Source organism: Empedobacter falsenii (assembly GCF_019308355.1).
GTDB lineage: Bacteria > Bacteroidota > Bacteroidia > Flavobacteriales > Weeksellaceae > Empedobacter > Empedobacter falsenii_B.
This window is the reverse complement of sequence record NZ_JAAGKM010000003.1, coordinates 125,080-149,897: the sequence shown is the minus strand read 5'-3', so window position 1 is coordinate 149,897 and position 24,818 is coordinate 125,080. Positions and strand designations below refer to the sequence as shown.

Below are 24,818 nucleotides of genomic sequence, written 5' to 3'. Positions count from 1 at the left end.
ATTTTAATATGTTTCTTCGATTGATTTTACCATATTATAAATGAACTCGTTGTAAGGTGTCGGAATATTATATTGTTTTCCTAAACTGATAATTTCGCCTGCAAATTCATCCACTTCCGAATATCGTTTTGCTTCGCGATCTTGTAACATCGAAGTTTTTCCAAACTCATCCACAATTTTCATCGTAGATTTCATTCGATTCACTTCTTCTTGACCAATTGCAACTCCATGTGCATTCCCAACCGCAAGAACTTCGTTAGAAATCATATCCATTAACACCTCGAGATGTTCATTGGCACGAAATTGTCCATATGGAAACTCCAACAAAAATGTCAATTGATTTCCAACAACATTTACCAAATATTTCGCCCATTGTGCTTTCTGAATATCATCCGACAGCTGATTTGGAATTTCCGCATCATTCATCAATTCATGTAAATCGACTAATTTATCATGGTTGATTGAATCTATTTTTCCGAAAATAATTTTTCCAATACTCGAAAACGTCACACGATTATCAACTTTTACAGCATCCATATACGCAACTGCATTCACCACACGATCCCATCCAAAATGATCTGCCAAAACACGTTCAGAAGAAATTCCGTTCATCAAACTTACAATCATTGTGTTTTCACCAACAAAAGGTTTCATATCTTCTATCGCTTGCTGTAAATGCGAACTTTTAACGACTAAAAATATATAATCTGGATAATTATTATCCTTGATTTTTGTGACATAATTAAAATCATACGCTTTATCATTCACAAAGATTCGCGATTTTTCGTATCGATTTTTTCGCTCCTCATCTACAATTACACTTACAATTTCTGGATTATATTCATAAAAATTCGCTGCATATTTTGTTCCTAAAGCTCCCAATCCAAGAAAATAAATTGATTTCATTTTTTTGCTATTTAGAAGTTAAATTTAAAATAAAATCAGCAACATTTACGAATTTAAGTCTTTGAAAAAATTTAATATTTCGGTTATAATTAGTTTTTATAAACCTTAGACAATTCTTTTGGATTGAGATACAAAGAATAAATCAAATTACGCAAATCATCAAGATTTGAGCTAGAATCTACAGCTATTTCATTGTCTTTTTGAAAATTCTTTTTAAAAACATCATACAATTGATTTATTTTCTTCCAATTATCTTTTGAAGCAATTTTTTCAACAGATTTATTATTCGCAGATTTCGCTAATTGTGAGGGCGTTTTCTGAATCGCTTCAAATAAAACATATAGATTGTTGACATGATTGATATAATTGTATGTTTCATTTACGGCAAAATAATTCAGAAGAGTTTTCTCTTCATCCGAAATTTTCAAGCTTGAAATTAACATCATTTCCTCACCTAACCATTCATAAGCCGACAATCCAATTTGAGAAGCATTTGACGTCACAACCATTCTTGGAATTGGTTCTGCATTTGCAATTTTATTTAAAGTAAATCCTGTTTTTTGATTCAGAATATTCAATCGATTATTTGCAGGAGCAAGACATTCAAAGCATAATCGCAATTGTATCCTAACGCAATAATCTCTTCAAATTCAGAAAAAATATCGGCAGAAGTATCGTTGTTAAAACTCTCAAAATTTTGCAAACAATTATCTTGATATTTTTCTATAAAATCATTCATAGAAGAATAATCTTTTTTATCATCATCCCAAATAAGATTAAAATTATAAGCAAAAATATTCACAAATTGCATCGTTTTACTTTGAGGATTTTCATCAACAAATTTTTGATATACTTCTACTTTAGGAGATTCTATATCGTAATCATCCATCAACGCAATTAAAAATCGTTCATTGATTGGAGTTTTAGTTCCAAATTTCTTTCCAACTGACTTTTTAAATTTCTCTTTATAATCAACAAAATATGATTTTTGATTATCATTCACCACAAAATAAACTTCGAGTTCAGAAAGAAGCCCAACTTTTTTGCCTAATTCTATATTATTATCCAACATATATTTTTCGAAAGTAGAATAATCAATTCCTTTTTCTTTCGTTTTTTCTAAGATCGTTTCATCAGGATAAACTCTCGAACCAAAAGGTAAAGAATATAAAAAAGGTCCATCTGCAAAAAGTTGAACTGAGGTGAATAGAGTCAATAGAAAAGTAAAAAGTAGTTTTTTCATAAGGTTGATTTTTATATAATTAGAAATTTTATTGAATATTTTTTCAATTTTTAGATGATTTAACATGAATAAAATTTATTATTAAAGCATTTTCTTTATATTAATTCAAACAAGACAATTCTTCAAATTGTTCTTTTAGAAAATAGTTTTTACATATATTTAACAAATTAATACATCACACGTGAGTCAAATAAATAATACTGAAGAAAAAGAATTACAAAGAGGCCTTACTAACCGACATATTCAATTGATTGCTTTAGGTGGCGCGATTGGAACTGGTTTGTTTTTAGGAATTGGACCTGCTGCTGTTTTAGCTGGACCATCTGTTATTTTGGGATATGCAATTGCAGGAATTATAGCCTTTTTTATTATGCGCCAATTAGGAGAAATGGTTGTTAACGAGCCTGTTTCAGGAAGCTTTAGTCATTTTGCATATAAATATTGGGGATCTTTTGCTGGATTTGCTTCTGGTTGGAATTATTGGATTCTTTACGTTTTAGTAAGTATGTCCGAATTGACTGCAATCGGAATTTATGTACAATTTTGGTGGCCAGAAATTCCATTATGGGCGTCGAGTTTGTTCTTTTTTATTGTGATTAACGCATTGAATTTAGGCTCAGTAAAAATGTTTGGTGAAGCTGAATTTTGGTTTTCTATCATCAAAGTAATTGCCATTATTGCTATGATAATCTTCGGAGCTTACTTATTAATAAGCGGAACTGGAGGTGAACAAGCAACAATACAAAATCTTTGGAACAACGGAGGTTTTTTTCCAAAAGGTTGGTTATCTGGTAATAGCGAAGGCGGTTTTAGTGGATTATTCGCCGCAATGGCTCTTATTATGTTTTCTTTTGGAGGTTTAGAATTGATTGGCATCACAGCTGCTGAAGCTAAAAATCCAGAAAAAACAATTCCAAAAGCAACCAATCAAGTAATTTATAGAATTTTAATCTTCTATGTTGGAGCATTAATTATCTTATTTTCGTTAGCTCCTTGGGAAACGATTACGGATAAAAGTAGTCCTTTTGTAATGGTTTTTGAGAATTTGAATCATTTGAAACTAAATATTTTTGGTAACACAATTGATTTTTCAAGATTAATTGCCAATGCACTAAACATTATTGTTTTGACGGCTGCTTTATCAGTTTACAATAGCTCTGTTTACAGTAATAGTAGAATGTTATATGGTTTGGCAGAACAAGGAAATGCGCCTAAATTCTTAAAAAAATTAAACAAAAATCACGTCCCTGTTATGGCGATTTTAGTTTCATCTTTTTTCGCAGCAATTTGTATTTTAATTAATAAAATAATTCCAGAAGATGCATTTCATGTATTGATGTCTTTAGTGGTTTCTTCGTTGGTAATTAACTGGATTATGATTTCGATAACACATCTTAAATACCGAAAACAAAAGAATTTGGAGAATACAAAAACATTATTTCCATCTTTCTTGTATCCTATCAGTAATTATATTTGTCTAATTTTCTTATTTGGAATTTTAGTGATTATGTGGTTTACAGGACTTAAAATTTCAGTAGAATTAATTCCAGTTTGGTTGATCTTCCTTTACATCGCTTATCGAATTGTAAAAGAAAATAAAAAGACTAAGAATTCTTGATAAATTTTAATTTAAAATAGTTCATATAAAAGCTTCAAGATTACTTGAAGCTTTTTAATTTTACATCATGAAAAAAATAGTTGTTGGATTCATTTTGATGATGAGTTCTATTGTGTTTTCACAAGAAATTTATCAAGTTATAGCGCAAGAAGGATTGACAGTTAGAACAAGTCCGAATGGAAAACGAATTGGTAAAATTCCGTATGGATATCCTGTTAAAATTTCAGAAAAAGGTGAAGCGTTTGCAATTAAAGATAATGGGAAAGCAAAAAGTGGAAACTGGGTGAAATTAGATGTTAGCTCGTCTAAATTAATTTTGGATGAAGGAGTTAATGATTCTTCTGCTCAAGGCGATTTGTATGCGTTTAGTGGTTATTTAATCACACAACAAAATTTTGTCAATCAATTCGAAACAGAAATTTCTACGCACCCAGCTTTTAGCGAATTTTATTTAGCAACAGCTTACAAATGCTTCGCAATTAAAGGCGACTTTTTTGGTGACGGTGTGGTGGATTATTTATATAGAATGATTGATACAAAAGGAAATATCCGTTTATTTATTGTGAATAATATGAAAAAAGGAAGTCAAATTTATGGTTTGGGAGGAGCAAAAGATCCGTTCAAAATTACAAATTATGATTTCGGAACGTTGATGATGATTCCAAAAGGAACGCCACTTTATTCGAATTATAAAGATGGAGTGAAACGAAATTTAAATGGAGTTTCTAAAAATGAAATCGTAACTTTAGATTATGATGCGATTTATGTGCATCAAGATAACGCAAAAGAAGGCGGATTTATTTACCGAAAAGATGGTAAATGGAATTGGCTGAACCAAAAATAAAACTAAAATAATTATGCAAAATATAGAAGGTAAAGTAGCTTATATAACGGGGGGAACAAAAGGAATTGGATTAGGAATTGCAAAATCATTGGTAGAAAATGGTTTGAAAGTGGCAATTTCTGGACGAAACATTGATGATGTTGAAAAAGCTCGTCATTATTTAGGAAATCAAAATGTATTGGCTATTCAGTCGGATGTGAGACATTTCGAAGATGAACAAAATGCAATTGAGCAAATTATTTCTGCGTTTGGACGTTTGGATATTGTGATTGCAAATGCTGGTTTAGGAAAATTTGCGCCAGTTGATGAACTTTCTTTAGAAGATTGGAATGCGATGATTGATACTAACCTGACAGGAGTTTTTCATACAATAAAAGCGTCTGTTGAAGCACTAAAAGTTTCGAAAGGATATTATATTTCGATTGCTTCTTTGGCGGGAACAAATTTCTTTGCGAATGGAGCGGGTTACAATGCTTCGAAATTTGGCGTTGTCGGTTTTACCCAAGCAGCGATGTTAGATTTGAGAAATTATGATATCAAATGTACAACGATTATGCCTGGTTCTGTGACTTCAAACTTTAATGATCATGTGCCAAATTCGGAGGATGGATGGAAAATTCAGCCCGAAGATTTAGGACAAATGGTAGTTGATTTATTGAAAATGAATCCAAATGTTTTGCCAAGTAAAATAGAAGTTCGTCCTACGAAAACAAAATAATTTAAAGATCTCGATAAGAGATCTTTTTTTATGAAAAAAATATTTCGTAATTACCAATAGTTTACATAGTTTCGTGGAAAAATAAGAATACAATAAAGGTATTTTTTTAACGAGCACTTTTTAATGAATTTTAAAAAATCAGTCAATCATTTTCGTCGTACAATTATGCGTCGATTAACAGGAGGAATAGGTGATGGTAATTTGCCAAAGATAGACAAAGAAAAACCTCTTGAACTTAATAGAGTACTGATACAGACCCAATCAGCGTCTAGGAAATATTCTATTGATTACACCTTTGATTCAGGAAATTATCCGATATAATCCAGATGTTAAAATTGACTTATTTGTAAAAGGTAAGGTTGCCACGATTATTTTTGAGAACTATCCACAAGTTGATCAAATTATTGAATTACCTAAAAAACCTTTCAAAGAATTGATTCAATACGCTAAAGTTTGGCTAAAAATCAAAAAAAAGAATTACGATTTAGTCATTAATGTTGATAAAAATTCATCTTCAGGACGACTTTCAACTTCTTTTGCAAATTCTAAGTATAAAATTTTTGGAAATGAATTTGAAATGAATTCGAACCAAGAAATTCATATTCATCAAGCACAATATCCAGTTTATCAATTCAGAAAATATTTAGAATTATTTAAAAATAAAGAAGGGAATTTAGATATTCCAACTCTAAATATTCAGCTAACAGAGAAAGAATCTTTGAAAGGAGTAGAAATGTTAAATGAATTGATTCAAGATCCTTCAAAGAGAACGTTGGCGTTTTTTACGTATGCAACAGGTGTAAAATGTTATGATGAGGAATGGTGGATAGAATTTTATAATTTATTTTATCCAAAATATTCGCAAGAATATAATCTAATTGAAATTTTACCTGTCGAAAATATTTCGATGTTAAATCATAGATTGCCTACTTATTATAGTAAAGATGTGAGAGAAATTGCAGCGTTGATGAAAAGTTGCGAATTTGTGATTGCAGCCGATTCTGGTATGATGCATTTGAGTTGTGCTGCGTCTACAAAAACAATTGGTTTGTTTAAAGATCAAAGCTTCTTAGAGCGTTATAAACCTTATGGAGTAGGAAATGCTGTAGTCTTGATTAATAATGAAGATAAGAGGATTCTTATTCAAGAAATGGATAAATTATTGGTTTAAAAAGCTGTTTTTTATCATTGAATAAAATTTATATTGATTTGATATAGAGTAAATTAACTTCTATAAAAATATTTTAATTTCGTTTGATAATTTCATAGCTTTGTCCTTTGAAATAATATAAAAATGTCAACAGAGTTTACAATTGTTATCCCAATTTATAATGAGGAAGATAACTTGATAAGATTGGAAGAAACAATGAATCAATATCTGTCAAAGTCAATAAAACAGACTGAAATTTTATTGATTAATGATGGTTCTAAAGACAAAAGTTTGGCTCTTATGAAAGAGATTTGTAGTAGAAATCAAGCTTTTCATTATATTTCTTTTGACAAAAATTATGGCTTATCTGCTGCTATAAAAGCTGGTTTTGATACAGTGAAATCTAAATGGGTTGGTTATATTGATGCAGATTTACAGACAGATCCAGAAGATTTCAATAAATTATTAGAGTTAGCAGATCAATTTGATTTGGTGACTGGTGTTCGTGCAGATCGCAAAGATTCTTTCGTGAAAAATATGTCATCTAAAATTGCCAATTCTATTCGTAGAGCATTTACCAATGACGGAATGGATGATACAGGTTGCCCATTAAAAGTTATAGATGCTGAAAAAGCGAAAAAAATTCCGATGTTCAAAGGATTGCACCGATTTTTACCAGCTATGATTTTATTACAAAACGGAACAGTAATTCAAGTTCCTGTCAAACATTTTCCACGTATAGCAGGCGAATCAAAATTCAATTTATGGAATCGTTTATTAGGACCGTTAATGGATTGTTTTGCATTTGTTTGGATGAAGAAAAAATACATCAATTATAAAATTCAAGAAAGAGCATAATGCCAAATTGGGTTATCATCAGTATTGGATTTCTTGCACAAGCACTTTTTTCGAGTCGTCTTATTTTACAATGGATTGTTTCCGAAAAGAATAAAAAAGTTCTTACACCAAAATTATTTTGGGAAGTTAGCTTGTTTGCCTCTGTTTTGCTATTTTTATATGGTTATTTGCGTCATGATTTTTCAATTATGTTGGGACAAACATTGACGTATTATATCTATATCAGAAATATTCAACTTCAAAATCATTGGAAAGAATTTCCAAAAATAGTACGTATTTTTCTGTATATTTTTCCTGCATTAATTGTTTTTTATGGCTTCAATAACGGAATTTTTGATGTAGATTTATTATTCAAAAACGAAAAAATTCCGATGTGGCTTTTATTTTTAGGAGTCGTATCTCAGGTACTTTTTACATTTCGTTTCGTCTATCAATGGATTTATTCCGAACGAAAACACGAATCGCAATTACCAATGGTATTTTGGGTCATTAGTTTAACAGGATCATTGTTGATTTTAATTTACGCGATTATTCGAAAAGATCCCGTTTTATTTGTTGGTCATTTTATGGGATTTATCGTTTATGCTCGAAATATATTAATCAAACGAAAAGAAAAAAATGGTTCAGTGGATTAAGCAAAATTCAGTTTTATTTTTAATCATCGTAACAATTTTGATGTTGTTTGTCAATCTTGGCGCTTTACAAACCAACATTATGGAAGCTCGAAACATTATTTCGGCGCGAGAAATGGTACACGATGGAAATTGGATTTTTACCACGCTTAACGGTTTGCCTCGTTATGAAAAGCCACCTTTACCAACTTGGATTACAGCTTTTTTTGGAAGTGTTTTTGGTTTCGAAAACTTTTTTTGGCTACGCATTCCAGTTGTTCTAATTACCATTTTATTAGTCGTTTGGTTCTATAAAACATTAACGCATTTCGATTTAACAAAACAACAAGTTGTTAATTCTTCATTGGTTTTAATCACTTCATTTTACGTGTTTTTCTCAGGGAGAGATAACAATTGGGACATGTACACGCATAGTTTTGTGATGGGAGCAATATTGTTTTTGGTGAAAGAATTTCAATCATCAAAATTTAATTTATTCAATTTTATTGCTGCATTTTTCTTGTTGGCTTGTTCGATAATGAGCAAAGGTCCAGTTTCGTTGTATGCGTTATTTTTACCTTTTTTAATTGCCTATTTTATTGTTTATAGATACAAATTAGGAAGAAATTTAGGAATTACAATTTTAACGATAATATTAGGTTGTGTTGTAGGATTTGCATGGATGATGTATGTGAAATATTTTGATCCAGAACATTTTTTAGCGGCTTCTCAAAAGGAAGTGAACAATTGGCATAGCTATAATACTCGCCCAATTTATTATTATTGGAGTTTCTTTACGCAATCTGGTTTATGGACAATTCCGGCTTTGGTAAGTTTGATTTATCCCTATCTAAAGAATAAAGTTGCAAACAAAAAAGCCTATCAATTTGCTTGGTTATGGACGATTTTATCGGTGGTTTTATTATCTGTAATTCCAGAAAAAAAATCAAGATATTTATTACCAGTTTTAATTCCTTTAGCGATGAATATTGGCTTTTATATCGAATATTTACGATTAGAATTCAAAAATTTATCAAATAAAACTGAACGATATTTTACCAATTTTGCGTTTGGTTTATACGGAATAATAGGAATCGCAATTTCAGTTGGTGTTTTTATTTATACAAAAGATCGTTTGTCAGAATTTTTGGTTTGGTCGATTCCTTTTGCTGTCGTAGGATTAATTTTAGGAATCTCAATTTTTAAAGGATTAAAGATAAAATCATTCGAACAGATATTTTACTCAACTATTTTATTGATGTGCTCAGTTGTTGCGTTTGGATTTCCACTTTCCAAATTAACTTTTTCCGAAGAATTGTATTCTTCTGCTAAAAATCTGAAAAAATTAGAACAACAAAATCAAATCAAAACATACGAATGGCAAAGTTTTGTTCCTGAAATAGTGTTGGATTATGGGACTTCAATTCCTGCAATTAACGATGGAAAGAAAACTATCTTTCCGAAAGAAGAGAAATTTGGAATGTTAGCAAGTCCGTCAGATTCTACTTTTTTTGCGGATCATTTCAATAATTATTCAATCAAAAAAATTGGTGTGGTCGATTTGAATCATTCTTCAAAAAATCAAAAAAATTATAACGATCGTATCCAAAGAAACTATTATTTGATTCAAAAAAAGTGATTAAATTTCGAGTAAAATTTTTAGCTTAAATTTTCGTTATTCTAATAAAATCTTTTGCAGTTTCGGATTCTATTTTTTCTATGTTTTTGGTTAGTGAACAGTTTTGTTTTTGCTCAACATTTTGGGTGGAAAAATCCTAATTTTAGACAAGATTCTGTTCAACTTTCTGATACGATAAAGCTTCAAAATAAAGGAATTTTATCCGAAAAATTTCAAATTTTAGATTCAACAGGAAATCCAATTTTAAAAGAATTTTATACGATAAATTTCGAACGAAACGAGGTTTATTTCAATTCTTCAATCGCCAAACAAATGGTGAAAATTCAGTATTTTGTTAATCCAAAATTAGCCGAATCTGTTTTTTATGCCAAAAATCCGAATATCATTGTTAATGATGCAAAACCAGTTGATATTTTTCATCAAATAGAACCGAATTCAAAACAAGCGAACAAAGATGTTTTTGATGGTTTGAACAGCAAAGGTTCGATGGTTCGTGGAATTCGTTTTGGAAATAATCAAAGTGCGTCTGTGCAATCTTCTTTGGATTTGGAATTGTCTGGAAAATTATCGGATGATATTACAGTAAATGCTGCGATTGCGGATAATAATGTGCCAATAGAATCGGATGGATACACGCAAAATCTGCAAGAATTTGATAAAGTTTACATCGAATTAGCAAGCAAAAATTCGAAAATTAGAGCTGGACATATTGATATTAATACCAATCAAGAACGAGATTTTTTCAATCCATTCAATCAAAAAGTAACAGGTTTACAATTGTCAACTCAGTTAAAAAGCGAAAAATCGTCGACCAATATTTTTGCTTCTGGAAGTATTACACGAGGTGAATTTATGCGTGTTAATTTTGTTGGACAAGACGGAAATCAAGGTCCTTATAGGCTTTCTGGAAAGAATAATGAATTGTATGTGATTATTATTTCTGGTAGTGAAAAAGTATATATTGATGGTGTTTTGTTGGAGCGTGGCGAACAAAATGATTATGTGATTAATTACAATACGGGCGAAATTTCTTTCACTTCAAACCGATTGATTACCGCAAATACGCGCATAAATGTGGAGTATTTGTACAATTCTCGAAATTATTCACAAGTTTTACTTTATGGTGGAGCTGAATATGAGTCGGAACGAATGAAATTGTCAGGTTTTTTCTTTTCTCAAGGAGATTCGAAGAATAATTCACTTGGAAATGATTTGACAGATGCTGAAAAGCAAATTTTGGCAAATGCAGGGAATGATCCAGATAAAATGTACACAGTTTCTGCAGAGAAAACGACGTTTGATTCGAATAAAATCTTGTATCGAAAAGTAGATCAAAATGGATTAGATATCTTTGAATATTCGACAGATCCAAACGATGAATTGTATCAAGTGGCTTTCACGTATGTTGGCGCTAATCAAGGAAATTATCGACAAATAAATGCGAATCAAAATGGGAAAGTCTTTCAATATAACGAAGCAATTGCTGGAGTTTTACAAGGTGATTATGAACCAATAAAGCAATTAATTTCGCCTAAAAAGTTGCAGATTTATACGTTGAATGGACAATATCAATTGAGAAATAATGGAAATGTTGGTTTTAATTTAGGTTTGAGTAATTATGATCAAAATTTATTTTCATCGATTGATGATCAAAACAATTCTGGTTTAGCAACTCGTGTTTATGGTGAAAAAACATTTTCTTTCAAAAATTGGAAAATTACACCTTATGCGGAATGGAATTTTATTAATAAAAATTATAAAAGTGCAGAGCGTTTACGAGCTGTTGAATTTGCACGAGATTTTAATTTGGAACAAGAATTAAGTGGCGTAAATCAGAATTTTATCACAGCAAAAATCAATTCATCTTGGAAAGAAAAATTTAATGCACAATATAAATTCGATTATCTTGAAAATACTGGTTTGTACAAAGGTTTGAGAAATCAACTTGATGCAAATTATAAAACTGAAAAAGACGAAATCGTTGCGCAAGCAAATATTTTATCAACAAAAGCAACGCCTCAAAATACCAATTTCGCACGTTATATGGTAGATGGAAAACGAAAAATTGGAAATAAATTTTGGGTTGGAGCGAGAGTTTGGGGCGAGAATAATGACATGGATGATTTGACAAAAAATCAAAAATCAGATTTAAGTTTTAAATGGAATGAATTTCAGTTGAAAGGAGGTTTTGCAGATTCGCTTGGTCATAAAATCGATTTGACGGTTTATCAACGTCAAGACGATTCGGTTCGTTTAGGGACTTGGCAAAATATTCAACAAAGTAAAGGAGCTATTTTTAATTCAACATTAATACAAAAACAAAATCATCAATTAAATTTAAATTTCCATTATCGACGAGTTAATTATCAATTTTTAGATGCGCCGAACGAAGATTTTATGACAGGAAGCGTAAAATGGTACAAAGCTTTTTTCAATCAAGGTTTACAATTAAATGTAGATTATGAAGTGGGAAGCGGTGTGGAACCGCAGCGTGAATTTCAGTATGTAAAAGTTTCGGATGGAATGGGAATTTACAAATGGACGGATTATAACGGCGATGGAATTGAGCAAATTGACGAGTTTGAAGTGGCAGAATTTATCGACCAAGCAAATTATATTCGCGTGTATACGAATACAATCGAGTATTTGAAAACGAATAAAAATCAATTCAATTTTACGTTGCGTTTTCGTCCAAAACAAGTTTTTAATACCGAAAATGAATTCTGGAATCGTTGGATGTTTCAGCAAAATATCTCGGCAAGTAACTCGTTGCGCAAAGAAGGAACGACGTTAGAATGGAATCCTTTTACGAATTCGGCTCAAATTTTAGGTAAAACAAGAAGTATTCGTTCGTCGATTTTCTTTAATCAAGGAACACAATATAAATGGTCGTCAAATTTTATTTACAATCAACAACAATCCCAAACGTATGTTTACACAGGTTCTGAATACCGTGATTCAGACAGTTATTTGTTGCAAGCGCGTTATAAGATTTTGCAAGATCTAATCGCAAGTTTCGATACTGAATATATGGTGATTAACAGCGATTCTGAATTATTTTTGAGTAGACGATATAAGTTAAATAATCTTCGTTTATCACCAAAAATTACGTATCAAACAGAAAAAAATCTTGTTGCGTCGTTGTTTTATAATTATCAAAATAAGAAGAATGTTTCGGGTGAAGAGCAATTAAATCAGTCGGATTTGGGAACAGAAATTCAATGGAACGGTTCGGATAAAATGAGTTTGTTGGGAAGTTTTAGTTTTATCAACAATAAATTTATCGGAAACCAAGAATCTGTTGTTGGAAATCAAATGATGGAAGGTTTGCGCGCTGGAAATAATTTTGTTTGGCAGTTGCAAATCCAACGGCAAATCACAAGTTTTTTGCAATTGAATATTTCGTATGATGGACGAAAAACCGAAGAAAATAAGCCAATACATACGGGAAGTGTGCAAGTGCAAGCGAGGTTTTAAATAAAAAAAGACGATTTTATAAAATCGTCTTTTTTTATTATTTTTACATTCTATTTACTTCATCTTGATTTCCAGTTTCGCGATTTTTTACTGATAATTTATTACTTCCGAATTTATAATTCAATCCAATTCTTATGCTTTGAGTATCCCATACATTCGCAAAAGTTTGTACGATTCCATTGTTATTTTGTGATAAATATTCTTGCGCTTTGAAAATATCTGTTGCATTCAAACTCAATTCTAATTTTTTATCTAACATCAAATATTTGAACGAAAGATTGAAACGAGCATAAGGTTTTAGTTTATAATTTTGGAAAGTTTCTCCAAAATTTTGAAAATAAATCAAGTTAATAAACATCGTTTTTTGTTGATTAAGCGTAAAATCATTTGTCGAAAATAATGAACTCGACCAACCTTTGAATCGCTTAGAAGAAATTGCAACATTTGCGCTCGAATAAGAAACTTCAAAAGTAGTAACGCTTGACCACCATTTTGTAGGATTTATCGTCATATTTTGGCTCAAACCAAAGCTATCCGAATCTACAAAATTCATCCAAACAAAAGTATTATGTTTTGTGTTCTCATCAATGATTGAAGCTTGATTGACACCATCTCTCAAACTTGAATAATAAAGTCGAGTATCAAATTTTTTGTAAGTAAAAGTAAGTTCTAAATTGTGTGTAAAAGCTGGTTTCAAAAAAGGATTTCCTTCGTTGTAAACATATTCGTTTTGTATCATTCGAAAAGGATTTAAACTTTCGTAATTTGGACGATTGATACGACGCGAATAATTAATTCCTAAACTTTTACTTTTATCAAAAGTATGCAACAAATAAAATGACGGAAACAGTTTGATATAATCTGTTTTATTCGTTTGATTATTTTCTCTCGAAAAACCTTCTGTTTGTGTTGCTTCTAATCTCAAACCAGCTTGCATCTGCCATTTTTCTCCAAACTTTTTACTTCCGTTCAAATAAATTGCTTCGTTATTTTCTTTGTATTTGAAAAGATTCGACAAATTTTCATCAAATGTATAGTTGTAATTTTCGTCTGCTTTATATGCTTCAACCAAATTATTTGATTTTGATTGCGAAAATTTAGCCCCAATACTCCAATTGAAATTTGTTAAAGGAAGTTCTACATCAATTTTAGACGAAAAATTTTCAATACGATTGTTTAAATTACTTTTTCCACCAAAAAAAGAATCTTCTATTAACTGATTATTTTTGTAAGAATTGGTTGCATAAGTTCTATTCATGGGAGATGAGTAATTGGCGTAATCGGCATCAAATGAAATCTTTTTACCTAATGAATCAAGTGCAAATTCAGAATAAAGATTGACCAAAGATTGATTCGTCTTACCATTTTCGAATGAATTTCCTTTATTTGTTTGATAAACTTCGTTCGTTAAATTCTTGAAAAACATTTCTTGTGGATTTTCTGAATTATATTTCGAATTGTTGAATGAAAATTTAGAACCAATTGTCCATTTATCGGTTAATTTATAATCAACAGAGAATCGTCCTCCTAGATATTTGTTGATATAATCTGTGTAAGAAATGTTGTGTCTGCGCGCATCAGAGAAAAATAATTCGTTGTTCCATGTTCTCAGAAATCTTCTATCTCCAGCATTCAACGAAGTCTGAACTGTCCATTTATCTTTTTGTAAATTGTAAGCTGCATTGTAGCGCTCTGTGTTTCTTTTACTTCGCGTATATGATGCTCCAATAGTGGAATTCCAGCTATTATTTTTTATTTTTTTTGTTACAATATTTATAATTCCACTATTTCCTTCTGCTTCATATTTTGCAGGCGGAGTCGTGATGACTTCAATTTTTGAAATATCAGAAGCGCTAATACTTTCCAAATAATTAATCAAATCCGTTTGTGACATATAAGTTGGTTTGTCATCAATCAAAACCATTACAGAATTTTTTCCAGAAACCGCAATATTATCATTTGTTACATTCAAACCAGGAGTGACGCGCAAAACATCCATTGCAGTTCCGCCAGCCGCTGAAGTAGAATTTTCTACATTGAAAACAAACCGATCGATTTTTCGTTCCATGATTTTCTTTTCTGCTCCAACGACAACTTCTTTCAAGTTTGTAGATGTTTTAATTTCAATCTTTCCTAAATCGATAGAATTATTCAATTGAATATCTTTCTGAAAAACAATTTCTTCAAAATAGTTGATTTCAAATTTGTACGTATTTTTCTTTGCTTCAATAGCGAATTTTCCAAGTTCATCTGTTGTTAAATTGATAATTGTGTCTTGATTAGATAAGGTAATGTCAACATAAGGAAGCGCTTTATTTTGCTCCATAACTTCGCCTGTTAGTGTATAGTTTTGAGCAAATAGAAAACTAGCGCTAAATAAAATGATAAGTTGAATAAATGTTTTCATGTTGAATTAATTTTAAACAAATATTCTCCAAATCGATTCTTTTTGAACTTTAAAATCGACAAACCCTACTATATTATCGACGAATTTGATTAAAATAAAAAACTCGAGAGTCTCTCGAGTTTTTTTTGTTTAATTTATTTTTCCTTCATAATAAACAAGATTTCCTTTTTCATCGAAACCAATTATAGTTAATTGATAATCTTTTGGTTTATCGTTGTTGAAATATTCTATTTCTGTGTTTTCTCCTGGAGCTGTATACAAATTAGGATTCCAAAATAAAGTACTTCTTATATCATTTGGAATATCGTTGTAAAGCGACTCGTAATCATCATTACTAAAATATGGCAGCGATTGATTGTAACCTCCAATTTGAATTAAATTATTTGGTAACATCGGCGTGTTATCAACTGGCGCATCACTTCCTCGTTTCGAGTAAATCGCAATTGCATTTCCAAGTAAACCAGCACCTTTGAAAATTTTTACCATTGCAATATCTCTAGGATTAATGCTGGTTATATTATCCGCAGTCATTTTCATTTCGTTCCAATAAATTGCAACTTCAGAATTTCTAATTTTTGGAACTCCGTTAGAAACCGTTAATCCTGCAACTCGTCCAGCTAAAAAGTCCATAATATTTGTATAACCTTCTATTGGCTGAGATTCGTTTACGAAATCTATCACAGTTTCGTTTATGTTATTGAACATTCCGCTACTTAATTCATTGTTCAGCTTCTCAGTTTTCGATTTTTTATCCGCTTTTACAACAACTTCTTTCAGACGAATACTTTTATCATTGATGATTTTGATGTTCTGTTTATACGTATTCTGCTTCTCGACTTCTTCTTTATTCGTAATTTCTTCTAATAAATAAGGCGTTGCAGGCAATTTGGATTTATAACTTGTACTTTTATAATTTGGCACAACAGATAAAGTTAAAGTTCCGTTGTTGGCAGATTTTCCATTTTCCGAATTCAAGAAATAATTCATCGCCATTGGCCCATAATAAAACAAATTATTCATCTCGAAGTTTCCTTCATAATCAGTATCAAGCGTTGCAAATTCTTTTCCATTATTTTGCATTTTATAGATAATACTCAACGAAGCATTGCTCAATTCTCTTCCGTTATTGTACGCTTTTACTTTGTACGAAAGATATCTACGATCATTGTCAATAGTAGGTTTTACGATGTTTCCAACCACTAAATCTTCCCAATTAAATCTTTTCCATTTTTCTGTTATTAAAAGCGCATCAAGATTTTCTGAGAATTCATTATTTTTAAAATATTGAGTTGGATGATTAATTTTCGAACTAAAATCTCTTGTCAACAACATCGCAGAAATTAAATTGTCTTCATCATTATTTTTTTGATCTTTGATAACAGCCGAAAAATTAATTTCTTCAGGATATTTTACCTTAATTGTATTTAATTCTCGAGGATTTGTTGTTGTTTCGAAAGAAATTTCTGGTTTTTTGTATGATTCTTTTGGATTGATAAATATCAAACGATTGGCAACTTCAATATCATTTGCATCAAAAATGGCAATGTTCAAAATACCTTTATCATTGTCTAAAACCTCTTTTGGAACATAAGTCGAAACCGATTCCACACTTTTTACAATTTGAGAACTCATCACAAGTTCGTTGTTAATTGTTCCAATAATTTTATAATTCAATAAAGGATTTTCTTGATTGATGCTTTTTAATTGGATCACAATGTCTTTGCTATTTCGAACAACTTTCATCAGAATCCCATCTTTTTTAGCTTCAGGTAAATCAATAATTTGTTGATTTCCTTTTTCGTCATTTAATTGTACTTGATAAGATTTGCCTTCTTCTGCTCTCAACGCAAAAGTCGCAACGTTTTCATCTAGATTATCAAATGTTGTAATTTTATTGGTAGGATTATTTTTCTCGAATACAAAACCATTCCATTTTTTTGGTAAATCTCCGTCCGATTTTAATCTTACAGCAAATTTAGTTGTCTGATTTTGAATAAAATTTCCACCTTCCGCAAAAGCTTTTGCATTCCATTTTAAATTTGGATTTGGAACAAGTTTTAACTTAGAATTTGGATTATAAATCTTGACTTGATTGATATGTTGAAATTCTTCTGAGAAGAAAGTCATGTACGTTGTGTAGGCTCTTACAAAGTAAATTCCTTCCTCGTTTTCGTTTTTGGTATTTAGCGTTCCGTCACTTTCACCGTTCACAATCGGAACCAGTTTTCGGTCGATTAATTTTTTGTCTTTATTGTATAATTCTACAATAAGATTTGTAGAAATTAAGCTTGGTTTGTAGCCATTTAATGTATAAGCTTTGAACCAAATATTGTCGCCAGCAATGTAATTTTCCTTATCAAATAATAAATAAACTTTTTCTTGAGCGTAATTTGTATCCAGACTTTTTATAGCCGTTTCCAATTTTGATTGCGCAAAAGTTGTAATCGAGCAAAAGTATAATGCGAGTAAATAAATATATTTCATGCGAGAATGATTAATCTAATAGAATGAATTTGAATTCTTAAAATTATCATTATTTAGATGATTTTCATTCAAATATTTTATTAAAGTTTATCATAACTTTTGATTGAATGACGATTTTTCTTCTCGAATAATGTTAATTTTTGTTAATGAATTTAATTAAAAGACTTTAAACAAAAAAAAACCTCGAGAATTTCTCGAGGTTTTAATTTATAAAGAAATGTTGTTGGATTAAATTCCGTCAACAATTGCATTTAATGTTGCAGATGGACGCATTGCAGCAGTTGTTTTAGCAAAGTCTGCTTTGTAGTAACCACCAATATCTTGAGGTTTACCTTGCGCACCAATTAACTCTTCGTTAATTTTTGCTTCGTTTTCTTCCATAGCTTTTGCAACTGGAGCAAATTTAGCAGCTAAATCAGCATCTTTTGTTTGATTTGCTAACGCTTCTGCCCAGTACATTGCTAAATAGAAGTGAGAACCACGGTTATCGATAGTTCCTAATTTACGACCAGGAGATTTATCTGTAGCTAAGAATTTAGCATTTGCTTCATCTAAAGCATCAGCTAAAGTTTGAGCTTTTGCATTTCCTTGTGTTTGAGAAACGTGCTCTAAAGAAGCTTGTAATGCTAAGAATTCACCTAAAGAATCCCAACGTAAGTAACCTTCTTCAATAAATTGCTCGATGTGTTTTGGAGCAGATCCTCCCGCACCAGTTTCGAATAATCCACCTCCGTTCATTAATGGAACGATAGATAGCATTTTAGCAGAAGTTCCTAATTCTAAAATTGGGAATAAATCTGTTAAGTAGTCACGTAAAACGTTACCAGAAACAGAAATAGTATCTTTTCCTTCTCTTGCACGGCTTAAAGTTTCTTTCATAGCATCTTTAACGTCCATGATACGAATATCTAAACCTGTTGTATCGTGATCAGCTAAGTATTTTTCAACTTTTTTGATGATTTGTTGATCGTGAGCTCTTCCTTTATCTAACCAGAAAATTGCTGGAGTATCAGATAAACGAGATCTGTTAACCGCTAATTTAACCCAGTCTTGAATAGGAGCGTCTTTAGTTTGAGACATTCTGAAAATATCAGAAGTTTCAACTTTTTGCTCTAATAAAGTGTTTCCGTTTGCGTCTTCAACTTTGATTGTTCCGTTTGCAGGAGCTTGGAAAGTTTTGTCGTGAGAACCATATTCTTCCGCTTTTTGAGCCATTAATCCAACATTAGGAACTGAACCCATTGTTGTAGGATCTAATGCTCCATTTGCTTTCATATCGTCTACAACAGCTTCGTAGAAACCAGCGTAAGAACGGTCTGGGATGATCGCTACAGTATCTTCTTCAGCACCATCTTTGTTCCACATTTTACCTCCGTTTCTTACTAATGCAGCCATAGATGCATCAACAATAATATCAGAAGGAACGTGGAAGTTAGTGATTCCTTTATCAGAATTAACCATTGCTACACGTGGTCCGTTTGCTAAATCAGCTTCAATTGCAGCTTTAACTTCTGCTTCTTGAGGTTGACCTTTTATTTTTTCGAATAAATCTGCTAAACCATTGTTTGGATTAATATCTAATGCTTTGAAAGTATCAGCATATTTTACGAAAACATCTTTAAAGAAAGTTTCTACGATAGCTCCAAAAATAACTGGATCAGAAACTTTCATCATTGTTGCTTTTAAGTGAGCAGACAATAATACGTTTTTGTCTTTTGCTTCTTGAATAGCTTCTTGAACAAATGATCTTAAAGAGTTTAAGTTCATTACAGAAGAATCAATTACTTCTCCAGCTTTTAAAGGTGCTGCTGATTTTAATTCTTGAACAGAACCATCTTCTCCGTAAAATTTGATTGTATATTCAGTTGCGTTTTCTAATGTAGTTGAATTTTCAGTACCATAGAAATCACCGGATTTCATGTAAGCAACTTCTGTTTTGCTGTCTGTAGCCCAAGCTCCCATTTTGTGAGGATTAGCTTTTGCATAGTTTTTAACAGCTTTCGGTGCACGACGGTCAGAGTTTCCTTCACGTAAAACTGGATTTACAGCAGAACCTAAAACTTTTCCGTATCTAGCTTTGATTGCTTTTTCATCTTCATTTTTTGGTTCAGCTGGATAATTTGGTACAGCAAAACCTTTCGCCTGCAATTCTGCAATCGCTTCGTCTAACTGAGGAACAGAAGCCGAAATATTAGGTAACTTAATGATATTTGCTTCCGGAGTAGTCGCCAAATCTCCTAATTCTGCTAAAGCATCAGGAATTCTTTGTTCTTCTTTTAAGAATTCAGGGAAATTAGCTAAAATACGTCCAGCTAAAGAAATATCTGGAACTTCGATTGTAATATCAGCTGTTTTCGTGAATCCTTGTACGATTGGCAAAAATGAGTGAGTTGCCAACATCGGAGCTTCATCCGTAAGTGTGTAATGAATTTTTGACATTATGTTTTAAATTTTTTTGAGACTATTTTAATAATAGTCAATTAAAAATACATTTTTTCAATTTTGAATGCAGAAACTGCAAACTTTGCAAATATACAATATTTAGCAGATTAAGTTGACCATAAATCAATCATTTACACTAATTTTAGTATAATATTTAACATGATTTTTGATAGGTCGTCAAGTTGATAATTTATTGAAAGAAAATTGTTCAAGTTGATAATTTTTGATTGATTTTTTTTTCAACTTCATGTATAAGTTCACTTTTGAAAAAATCGTCTTTTTAATTCTTCTTAAGAAACCAATTTTTATGAACTTAGTTTCTTTCTTAATTTTGCATAAAACAATTCTTTTGAAACAAAATTTAGCGACAATCGCATTTTATAATGTCGAAAATTTTTATTCTAAATCATCAGACAAATCTTTTTTGCCAAGTAATTTTATCAAATGGAAAGATAATCGTTACGATACAAAGGTGAATAAGATTGCATTTTGCATCTCTAAAATTGGCAAATTAGAAACAAATGAGTTGCCATATTTGGTTGGTTTGGCTGAGGTTGAAAATGAAGAGGTTTTGCAAGATTTGATTCAAAATGATTTTTTGAAAGATGGCGATTATAAAACACTTTTATATGAATCATTAGACGAACGAAAAATAAATGTTGGATTAATTTATCGTCAACAATTTTTTGAAGTTCTAGAAAGCGAACCAATTAGATTTATCTTTAAAGATCAGTATGATACGAAATCTTATACACGTGATATTTTGTATGTAAAAGGAATTTTAGTTGGCGAAATTGTTCATCTTTTTATTGTTCATTTACCTTCTAAAATTGATAAAGAAATCAATCAATTAAAGCGTCAACATATTTTTAAAACGATTCGAAAAAGAATTAACGATTTGTTAACCGAAAATTATTCGGAGAAAATTGTTATGATGGGAGATTTTAATGATGCTCCAACAAATTCTGACTTAATTGATGAATTGGATACACGCTCAAAAAAAGAAGAGATAAACCGAAATGAATTATTCAATCCAATGGTCAGTCTACAATCGTATAAAAGGGGTTCGATGATTTTTAGAAAACAATGGATGTTGTTTGATCAACAGCTTTTTTCGAAAGGATTTTTTGCTTCTCAATCAAATTTAGAATATATAAAAACAGATATTTTTGATGCTGATTTTTTGAAGAATACAGGCGGAAAATCAACTGGTTTGCCATTCAGAACTTTTGTTGGCGGAAAATATTTCGGTGGATATAGCGACCATTTTCCCGTTTATACCATTTTAAAATATTAAATTTGTAGCGGTATAATTTTAAGAATAGGTGAGAATCCACGAAAATGGTCAGGTAGAGATTGATGGAATCGATAAATTGATTCTGAATGCGTTTATGGATAATGCAAACATACCTGTTTCTCAATTGGCAAAGGAGTTGGGTATCTCAAATACGGCTGTTCATCAACGCATCAAGAAGTTAGAAGCTTCTGGTGTGATTGATTCAACTAAAGTAATTGTAAATCCAGCAATTTTAGGTTATTCAACGATGTCATTTGTTGGTGTTTTTATGGACAAACCTTCTTCTTATAAATTAGTTGTGAAAGCTTTGGAAGAAATTCCAGAAGTAGTGGAAGCTCATTTTACAACAGGAAATTATGGGATTTTCCTTAAAATTTTGAGTCGTGATAATCTACATTTAATGAATGTGTTGAACAAAAAAATTCAGCAAATTGATGGCGTTACACGTACAGAAACTATAATTTCGTTGGAACAACCAATAGATAGACAAATAAAACTTTAATATACAAAGATGAATATTAATCAATATTTAGACTCGACGTATCTTAAAACACCTGAACAAGCAGGTATTTCGAATTCTGATACATTAGAGATGGTGCATAAGTTAGCACAAGAAGCTATTGATAATGATATCTATGCGGTAATGATTCGTCCTGATTATGTAAGATCAGTTCGTGAATTATTGGATGAGAAAAAATCGAATGTTGTTTTGGGAACTGTAATTGGCTTTCCTGAAGGGACTTACGATTTGAATGAAAAGTTGAGAGAAGCGCAAAAAGCAATTGCTGATGGAGCCGATGAATTAGATTTTGTAGTAAACTACGAAGCGTTCAAAAAAGGTGATAGTGATAAAGTAAAAGAAGAAGTAGAAGCTGCAACATTAGTCGCATTGCGTGAAGGTAAAGTTGTAAAATGGATTATCGAAACTGCTGCTTTAACAGATGAACAGATTGTTGGTATAACACAATTAATTCGTGATACTGTTTTAGAGAAAGCAGGTGAAGAAAATGCATCAAAAGTTTTTGTAAAATCTTCTACAGGTTTTTATAAAACTGAAAATGGAGAACCAAATGGAGCAAACGAGCATGTTATTAAATTGATGCTTGAAAATTCAGGTTCGCTTCCAGTGAAAGCTTCTGGCGGAGTTCGCACAACAGAAGAAGCTGAAAAAATGATCGCTTTAGGCGTGAAAAGAATTGGAACATCGTCTGCATTGGCGATTTTAAAAGGAGGGCAAGGAGCAAAAGGTTATTAGAAAATTTCTACATTAAAATACATTTAAAAGTCTCAATATTTATTGAGACTTTTTTTATTCATTAAAAATAAGCTTCCTTTTTTAGTTAATTTTTTAAAATACTTAAATAGCATATTGTATTTTATTATTTTTGGAGCACTAAAATTATAACTTGGTTTATATCAAGTGATTTGATTAAAAATGGTGTAATTTTGCATTGATAACACTGATAAAATAGTATAGACGTATGTTGTTCAATAATCGAAATGTTTATAATAATTTGGTTTTTGATGTAGGTATAACTGCATTTGAATTGAATGATATCCAACATACAGAAAAATTGAGAAAAGAGTTATCTGTTGATGAGTATTTTGGAATAATCTGGTCTGGTTCTAAAAAATTTGTTCATAAAATAAATGGAAAAGAATATTCGATTCCTAAAAACCATTTTCTTTTTATAGCTCCCAATATCTCTCAAGAATTTGTGAAACAAACTACTCGTACTGATGCTTATTATATTGTTTTTAAACAAGAATTTTATTCAAAATCAATCGAAGAGAACTTGAAGTTAGAAAATTCTACACTTTTTTCGCGAGATATTATAAATATTGTTGAGAATACAATTTGTTCTGCTCCAATTTTTGAGGCTAATTATTTGCAATATTTCTTTACTGCATTCGAAAATGAATTAGATATGAAGCTTGCTCATAATCTTTTGGAACGTATTATTATCAATGGTCAAATGGAAACATTTGATATGCAAAGCCAATTTATACAAGATGATTTTGATGTAGAACTTGCGACAAAATTCAAAAAACTTTTGCAAGAAAATGTCAAGGAAAATAAACAAGTATCTTTTTACAGTGATAAACTTTTTATTACAAAAAGAAGGTTAGATAAAGCAACTCAAATCGTTTTTGGAAAAACAGCAAAAGGAATGATTGTTGAAGAATTGATGAAAAATGCAAAGATTTTATTAGTCAACTCAAAAATGTCAATAAAAGAGATTGCGCTGGAACTCAATTTCCTTCAAGAAACCAATTTTACTGCGTTTTTTAAGAAAAACACGGGGATTTCTCCGACTAAATTCAGACAAAGTACTCCGAATTAAATAGTTAGAAATGTCGTTTTTCATCATCTTTTGGTATGATTTAATCTTTTTTAGAACAAAAACAACTTCTAGATTTGCAATGGAATTTGAGAATAACCAATTATAAATATATAAACTACCAGATTGTTTAACAAATATTTTTTAATAAATTTTTAACAAATTATAAAATCATGAAAAAATTAGCATTTTTTTTAACAATTTTCTGTGGATTAGTTTCTGGAACAGCTTTCGCTCAAGATCCGACTACGCCTGGGCCTGGGCCTAAAACAGCAACAGCAACATTAAACGTAATGTTATACCCAATTCAAACAATTGTTATTGGTGGTGATAATACAGTTAATTTAGAGTATAAATCTGAAAAAGATTATTTAAATGGTGTTACATCAAACATGAACAACCACTTAATTGTATATAGTACTGGTGGTTTTGCTGTTAAAGTAAAATCTGAAAATGAAAATTTAGTTTTTACAAAAGACGGAACAACTGATAAAATCGATGTAAATACAATTAACTTAGTAGCAACTTTAGGTACAGGGAATCAATCAGGATCAACTTTCAGTGCAGTTACATTAGATAAATCAGACAAAAACTTGATTTCTAGCCAAGTTGGTGGTACAGATTTAAAATTCAACGTTGCGTATAACGGAAAAGGAAACAACGATTATGTAAACAAATATTACAATGTTGAGAATCCTAATGTTTATACAACTACTGTAACTTATACAATTGAGGCACAATAATATAAAAAACAGGAAGTGGTATTGAAAAATATCACTTCT

General features: G+C 30.8%; 19 protein-coding genes. 13 read left to right on the top strand and 6 right to left on the bottom strand.

Translation table 11 applies throughout. The annotated features are described in order from the left end of the window. Nucleotides 1-3: 3 nt before the first annotated feature. From G0Q09_RS02880 to G0Q09_RS02870, 3 genes are all read right to left on the bottom strand, one after another. Nucleotides 4-906, bottom strand: a complete 903-nt coding sequence (locus G0Q09_RS02880; RefSeq protein ID WP_219033916.1) for a ketopantoate reductase family protein — start codon at nt 904-906, stop codon at nt 4-6. Nucleotides 907-995: 89 nt separating this feature from the next. Further along, nucleotides 996-1,484, bottom strand: coding sequence for a hypothetical protein (locus G0Q09_RS02875; protein ID WP_219033915.1), 489 nt, complete (start codon nt 1,482-1,484; stop codon nt 996-998). Continuing rightward, a complete protein-coding gene (locus tag G0Q09_RS02870) occupies nt 1,481-2,149 on the bottom strand; it encodes a hypothetical protein (protein WP_219033914.1) in 669 nt (222 codons plus the stop codon). Before G0Q09_RS02870 ends, G0Q09_RS02875 begins: the two co-directional genes overlap by 4 nt. A gap of 181 nt (nt 2,150-2,330) precedes the next feature. Between G0Q09_RS02870 and G0Q09_RS02865 the strand changes: the two genes are divergently transcribed. The 8 genes from G0Q09_RS02865 to G0Q09_RS02830 all read left to right on the top strand — a co-directional run bounded on the left by G0Q09_RS02865 (nt 2,331) and on the right by G0Q09_RS02830 (nt 13,064). Further along, on the top strand, nt 2,331-3,767 hold the full coding sequence (locus G0Q09_RS02865; protein WP_371875724.1) for an amino acid permease: 1,437 nt from the start codon (nt 2,331-2,333) through the stop codon (nt 3,765-3,767). 67 nt (nt 3,768-3,834) lie between these two features. Further along, nucleotides 3,835-4,611, top strand: a complete 777-nt coding sequence (locus G0Q09_RS02860; RefSeq protein WP_125349992.1) for a hypothetical protein — start codon at nt 3,835-3,837, stop codon at nt 4,609-4,611. A 13-nt stretch (nt 4,612-4,624) separates the two neighbouring features. Beyond that, the gene (locus G0Q09_RS02855; RefSeq protein ID WP_038330800.1) at nt 4,625-5,329 is read left to right on the top strand and encodes an SDR family oxidoreductase; all 705 of its coding nucleotides are present in this window, start codon (nt 4,625-4,627) and stop codon (nt 5,327-5,329) included. A 283-nt stretch (nt 5,330-5,612) separates the two neighbouring features. Further along, nucleotides 5,613-6,500 (top strand): glycosyltransferase family 9 protein, encoded by an 888-nt coding sequence (locus G0Q09_RS02850; protein WP_219033913.1) that lies wholly within the window; start codon nt 5,613-5,615, stop codon nt 6,498-6,500. Nucleotides 6,501-6,623: 123 nt separating this feature from the next. Beyond that, nucleotides 6,624-7,337 carry a glycosyltransferase family 2 protein gene (locus G0Q09_RS02845; protein WP_219033912.1) on the top strand — a complete coding sequence of 238 codons (714 nt, stop codon included), beginning with the start codon at nt 6,624-6,626 and terminating at the stop codon, nt 7,335-7,337. Then, nucleotides 7,337-7,972 carry a lipid-A-disaccharide synthase N-terminal domain-containing protein gene (locus tag G0Q09_RS02840; protein ID WP_219033911.1) on the top strand — a complete coding sequence of 212 codons (636 nt, stop codon included), beginning with the start codon at nt 7,337-7,339 and terminating at the stop codon, nt 7,970-7,972. Before G0Q09_RS02845 ends, G0Q09_RS02840 begins: the two co-directional genes overlap by 1 nt. Beyond that, nucleotides 7,956-9,587, top strand: coding sequence for an ArnT family glycosyltransferase (locus G0Q09_RS02835; protein ID WP_219033910.1), 1,632 nt, complete (start codon nt 7,956-7,958; stop codon nt 9,585-9,587). Before G0Q09_RS02840 ends, G0Q09_RS02835 begins: the two co-directional genes overlap by 17 nt. Nucleotides 9,588-9,680: 93 nt before the next feature. Beyond that, nucleotides 9,681-13,064: a DUF8818 domain-containing protein gene (locus G0Q09_RS02830; RefSeq protein ID WP_371875723.1), complete on the top strand. Its 3,384-nt coding sequence runs from the start codon at nt 9,681-9,683 to the stop codon at nt 13,062-13,064. 43 nt (nt 13,065-13,107) lie between these two features. Here G0Q09_RS02830 and G0Q09_RS02825 read toward each other — a convergent pair whose 3' ends face one another. The 3 genes from G0Q09_RS02825 to G0Q09_RS02815 form a co-directional block, all read right to left on the bottom strand. Further along, on the bottom strand, nt 13,108-15,471 hold the full coding sequence (locus tag G0Q09_RS02825) for a TonB-dependent receptor domain-containing protein (protein ID WP_219033908.1): 2,364 nt from the start codon (nt 15,469-15,471) through the stop codon (nt 13,108-13,110). A gap of 129 nt (nt 15,472-15,600) precedes the next feature. Next, on the bottom strand, nt 15,601-17,955 hold the full coding sequence (locus tag G0Q09_RS02820) for a hypothetical protein (RefSeq protein WP_219033907.1): 2,355 nt from the start codon (nt 17,953-17,955) through the stop codon (nt 15,601-15,603). Between the two features lie 228 nt (nt 17,956-18,183). After that, nucleotides 18,184-20,394, bottom strand: coding sequence for an NADP-dependent isocitrate dehydrogenase (locus G0Q09_RS02815; protein ID WP_219033906.1), 2,211 nt, complete (start codon nt 20,392-20,394; stop codon nt 18,184-18,186). Nucleotides 20,395-20,704: 310 nt separating this feature from the next. On the opposite strand from G0Q09_RS02815, the gene G0Q09_RS02810 reads away from it, so the two are divergent. From G0Q09_RS02810 to G0Q09_RS02790, 5 genes are all read left to right on the top strand, one after another. Next, nucleotides 20,705-21,694 (top strand): endonuclease/exonuclease/phosphatase family protein, encoded by a 990-nt coding sequence (locus G0Q09_RS02810; RefSeq protein WP_219033905.1) that lies wholly within the window; start codon nt 20,705-20,707, stop codon nt 21,692-21,694. Between the two features lie 28 nt (nt 21,695-21,722). Continuing rightward, on the top strand, nt 21,723-22,196 hold the full coding sequence (locus G0Q09_RS02805; protein WP_125350002.1) for an Lrp/AsnC ligand binding domain-containing protein: 474 nt from the start codon (nt 21,723-21,725) through the stop codon (nt 22,194-22,196). A 9-nt stretch (nt 22,197-22,205) separates the two neighbouring features. After that, nucleotides 22,206-22,949, top strand: coding sequence for a deoxyribose-phosphate aldolase (gene deoC / locus G0Q09_RS02800; RefSeq protein WP_219033904.1), 744 nt, complete (start codon nt 22,206-22,208; stop codon nt 22,947-22,949). Between the two features lie 226 nt (nt 22,950-23,175). Then, on the top strand, nt 23,176-24,039 hold the full coding sequence (locus G0Q09_RS02795) for a helix-turn-helix domain-containing protein (RefSeq protein WP_219033903.1): 864 nt from the start codon (nt 23,176-23,178) through the stop codon (nt 24,037-24,039). Nucleotides 24,040-24,209: 170 nt separating this feature from the next. Continuing rightward, nucleotides 24,210-24,779, top strand: coding sequence for a hypothetical protein (locus tag G0Q09_RS02790; protein ID WP_219033902.1), 570 nt, complete (start codon nt 24,210-24,212; stop codon nt 24,777-24,779). Nucleotides 24,780-24,818: the final 39 nt, after the last annotated feature.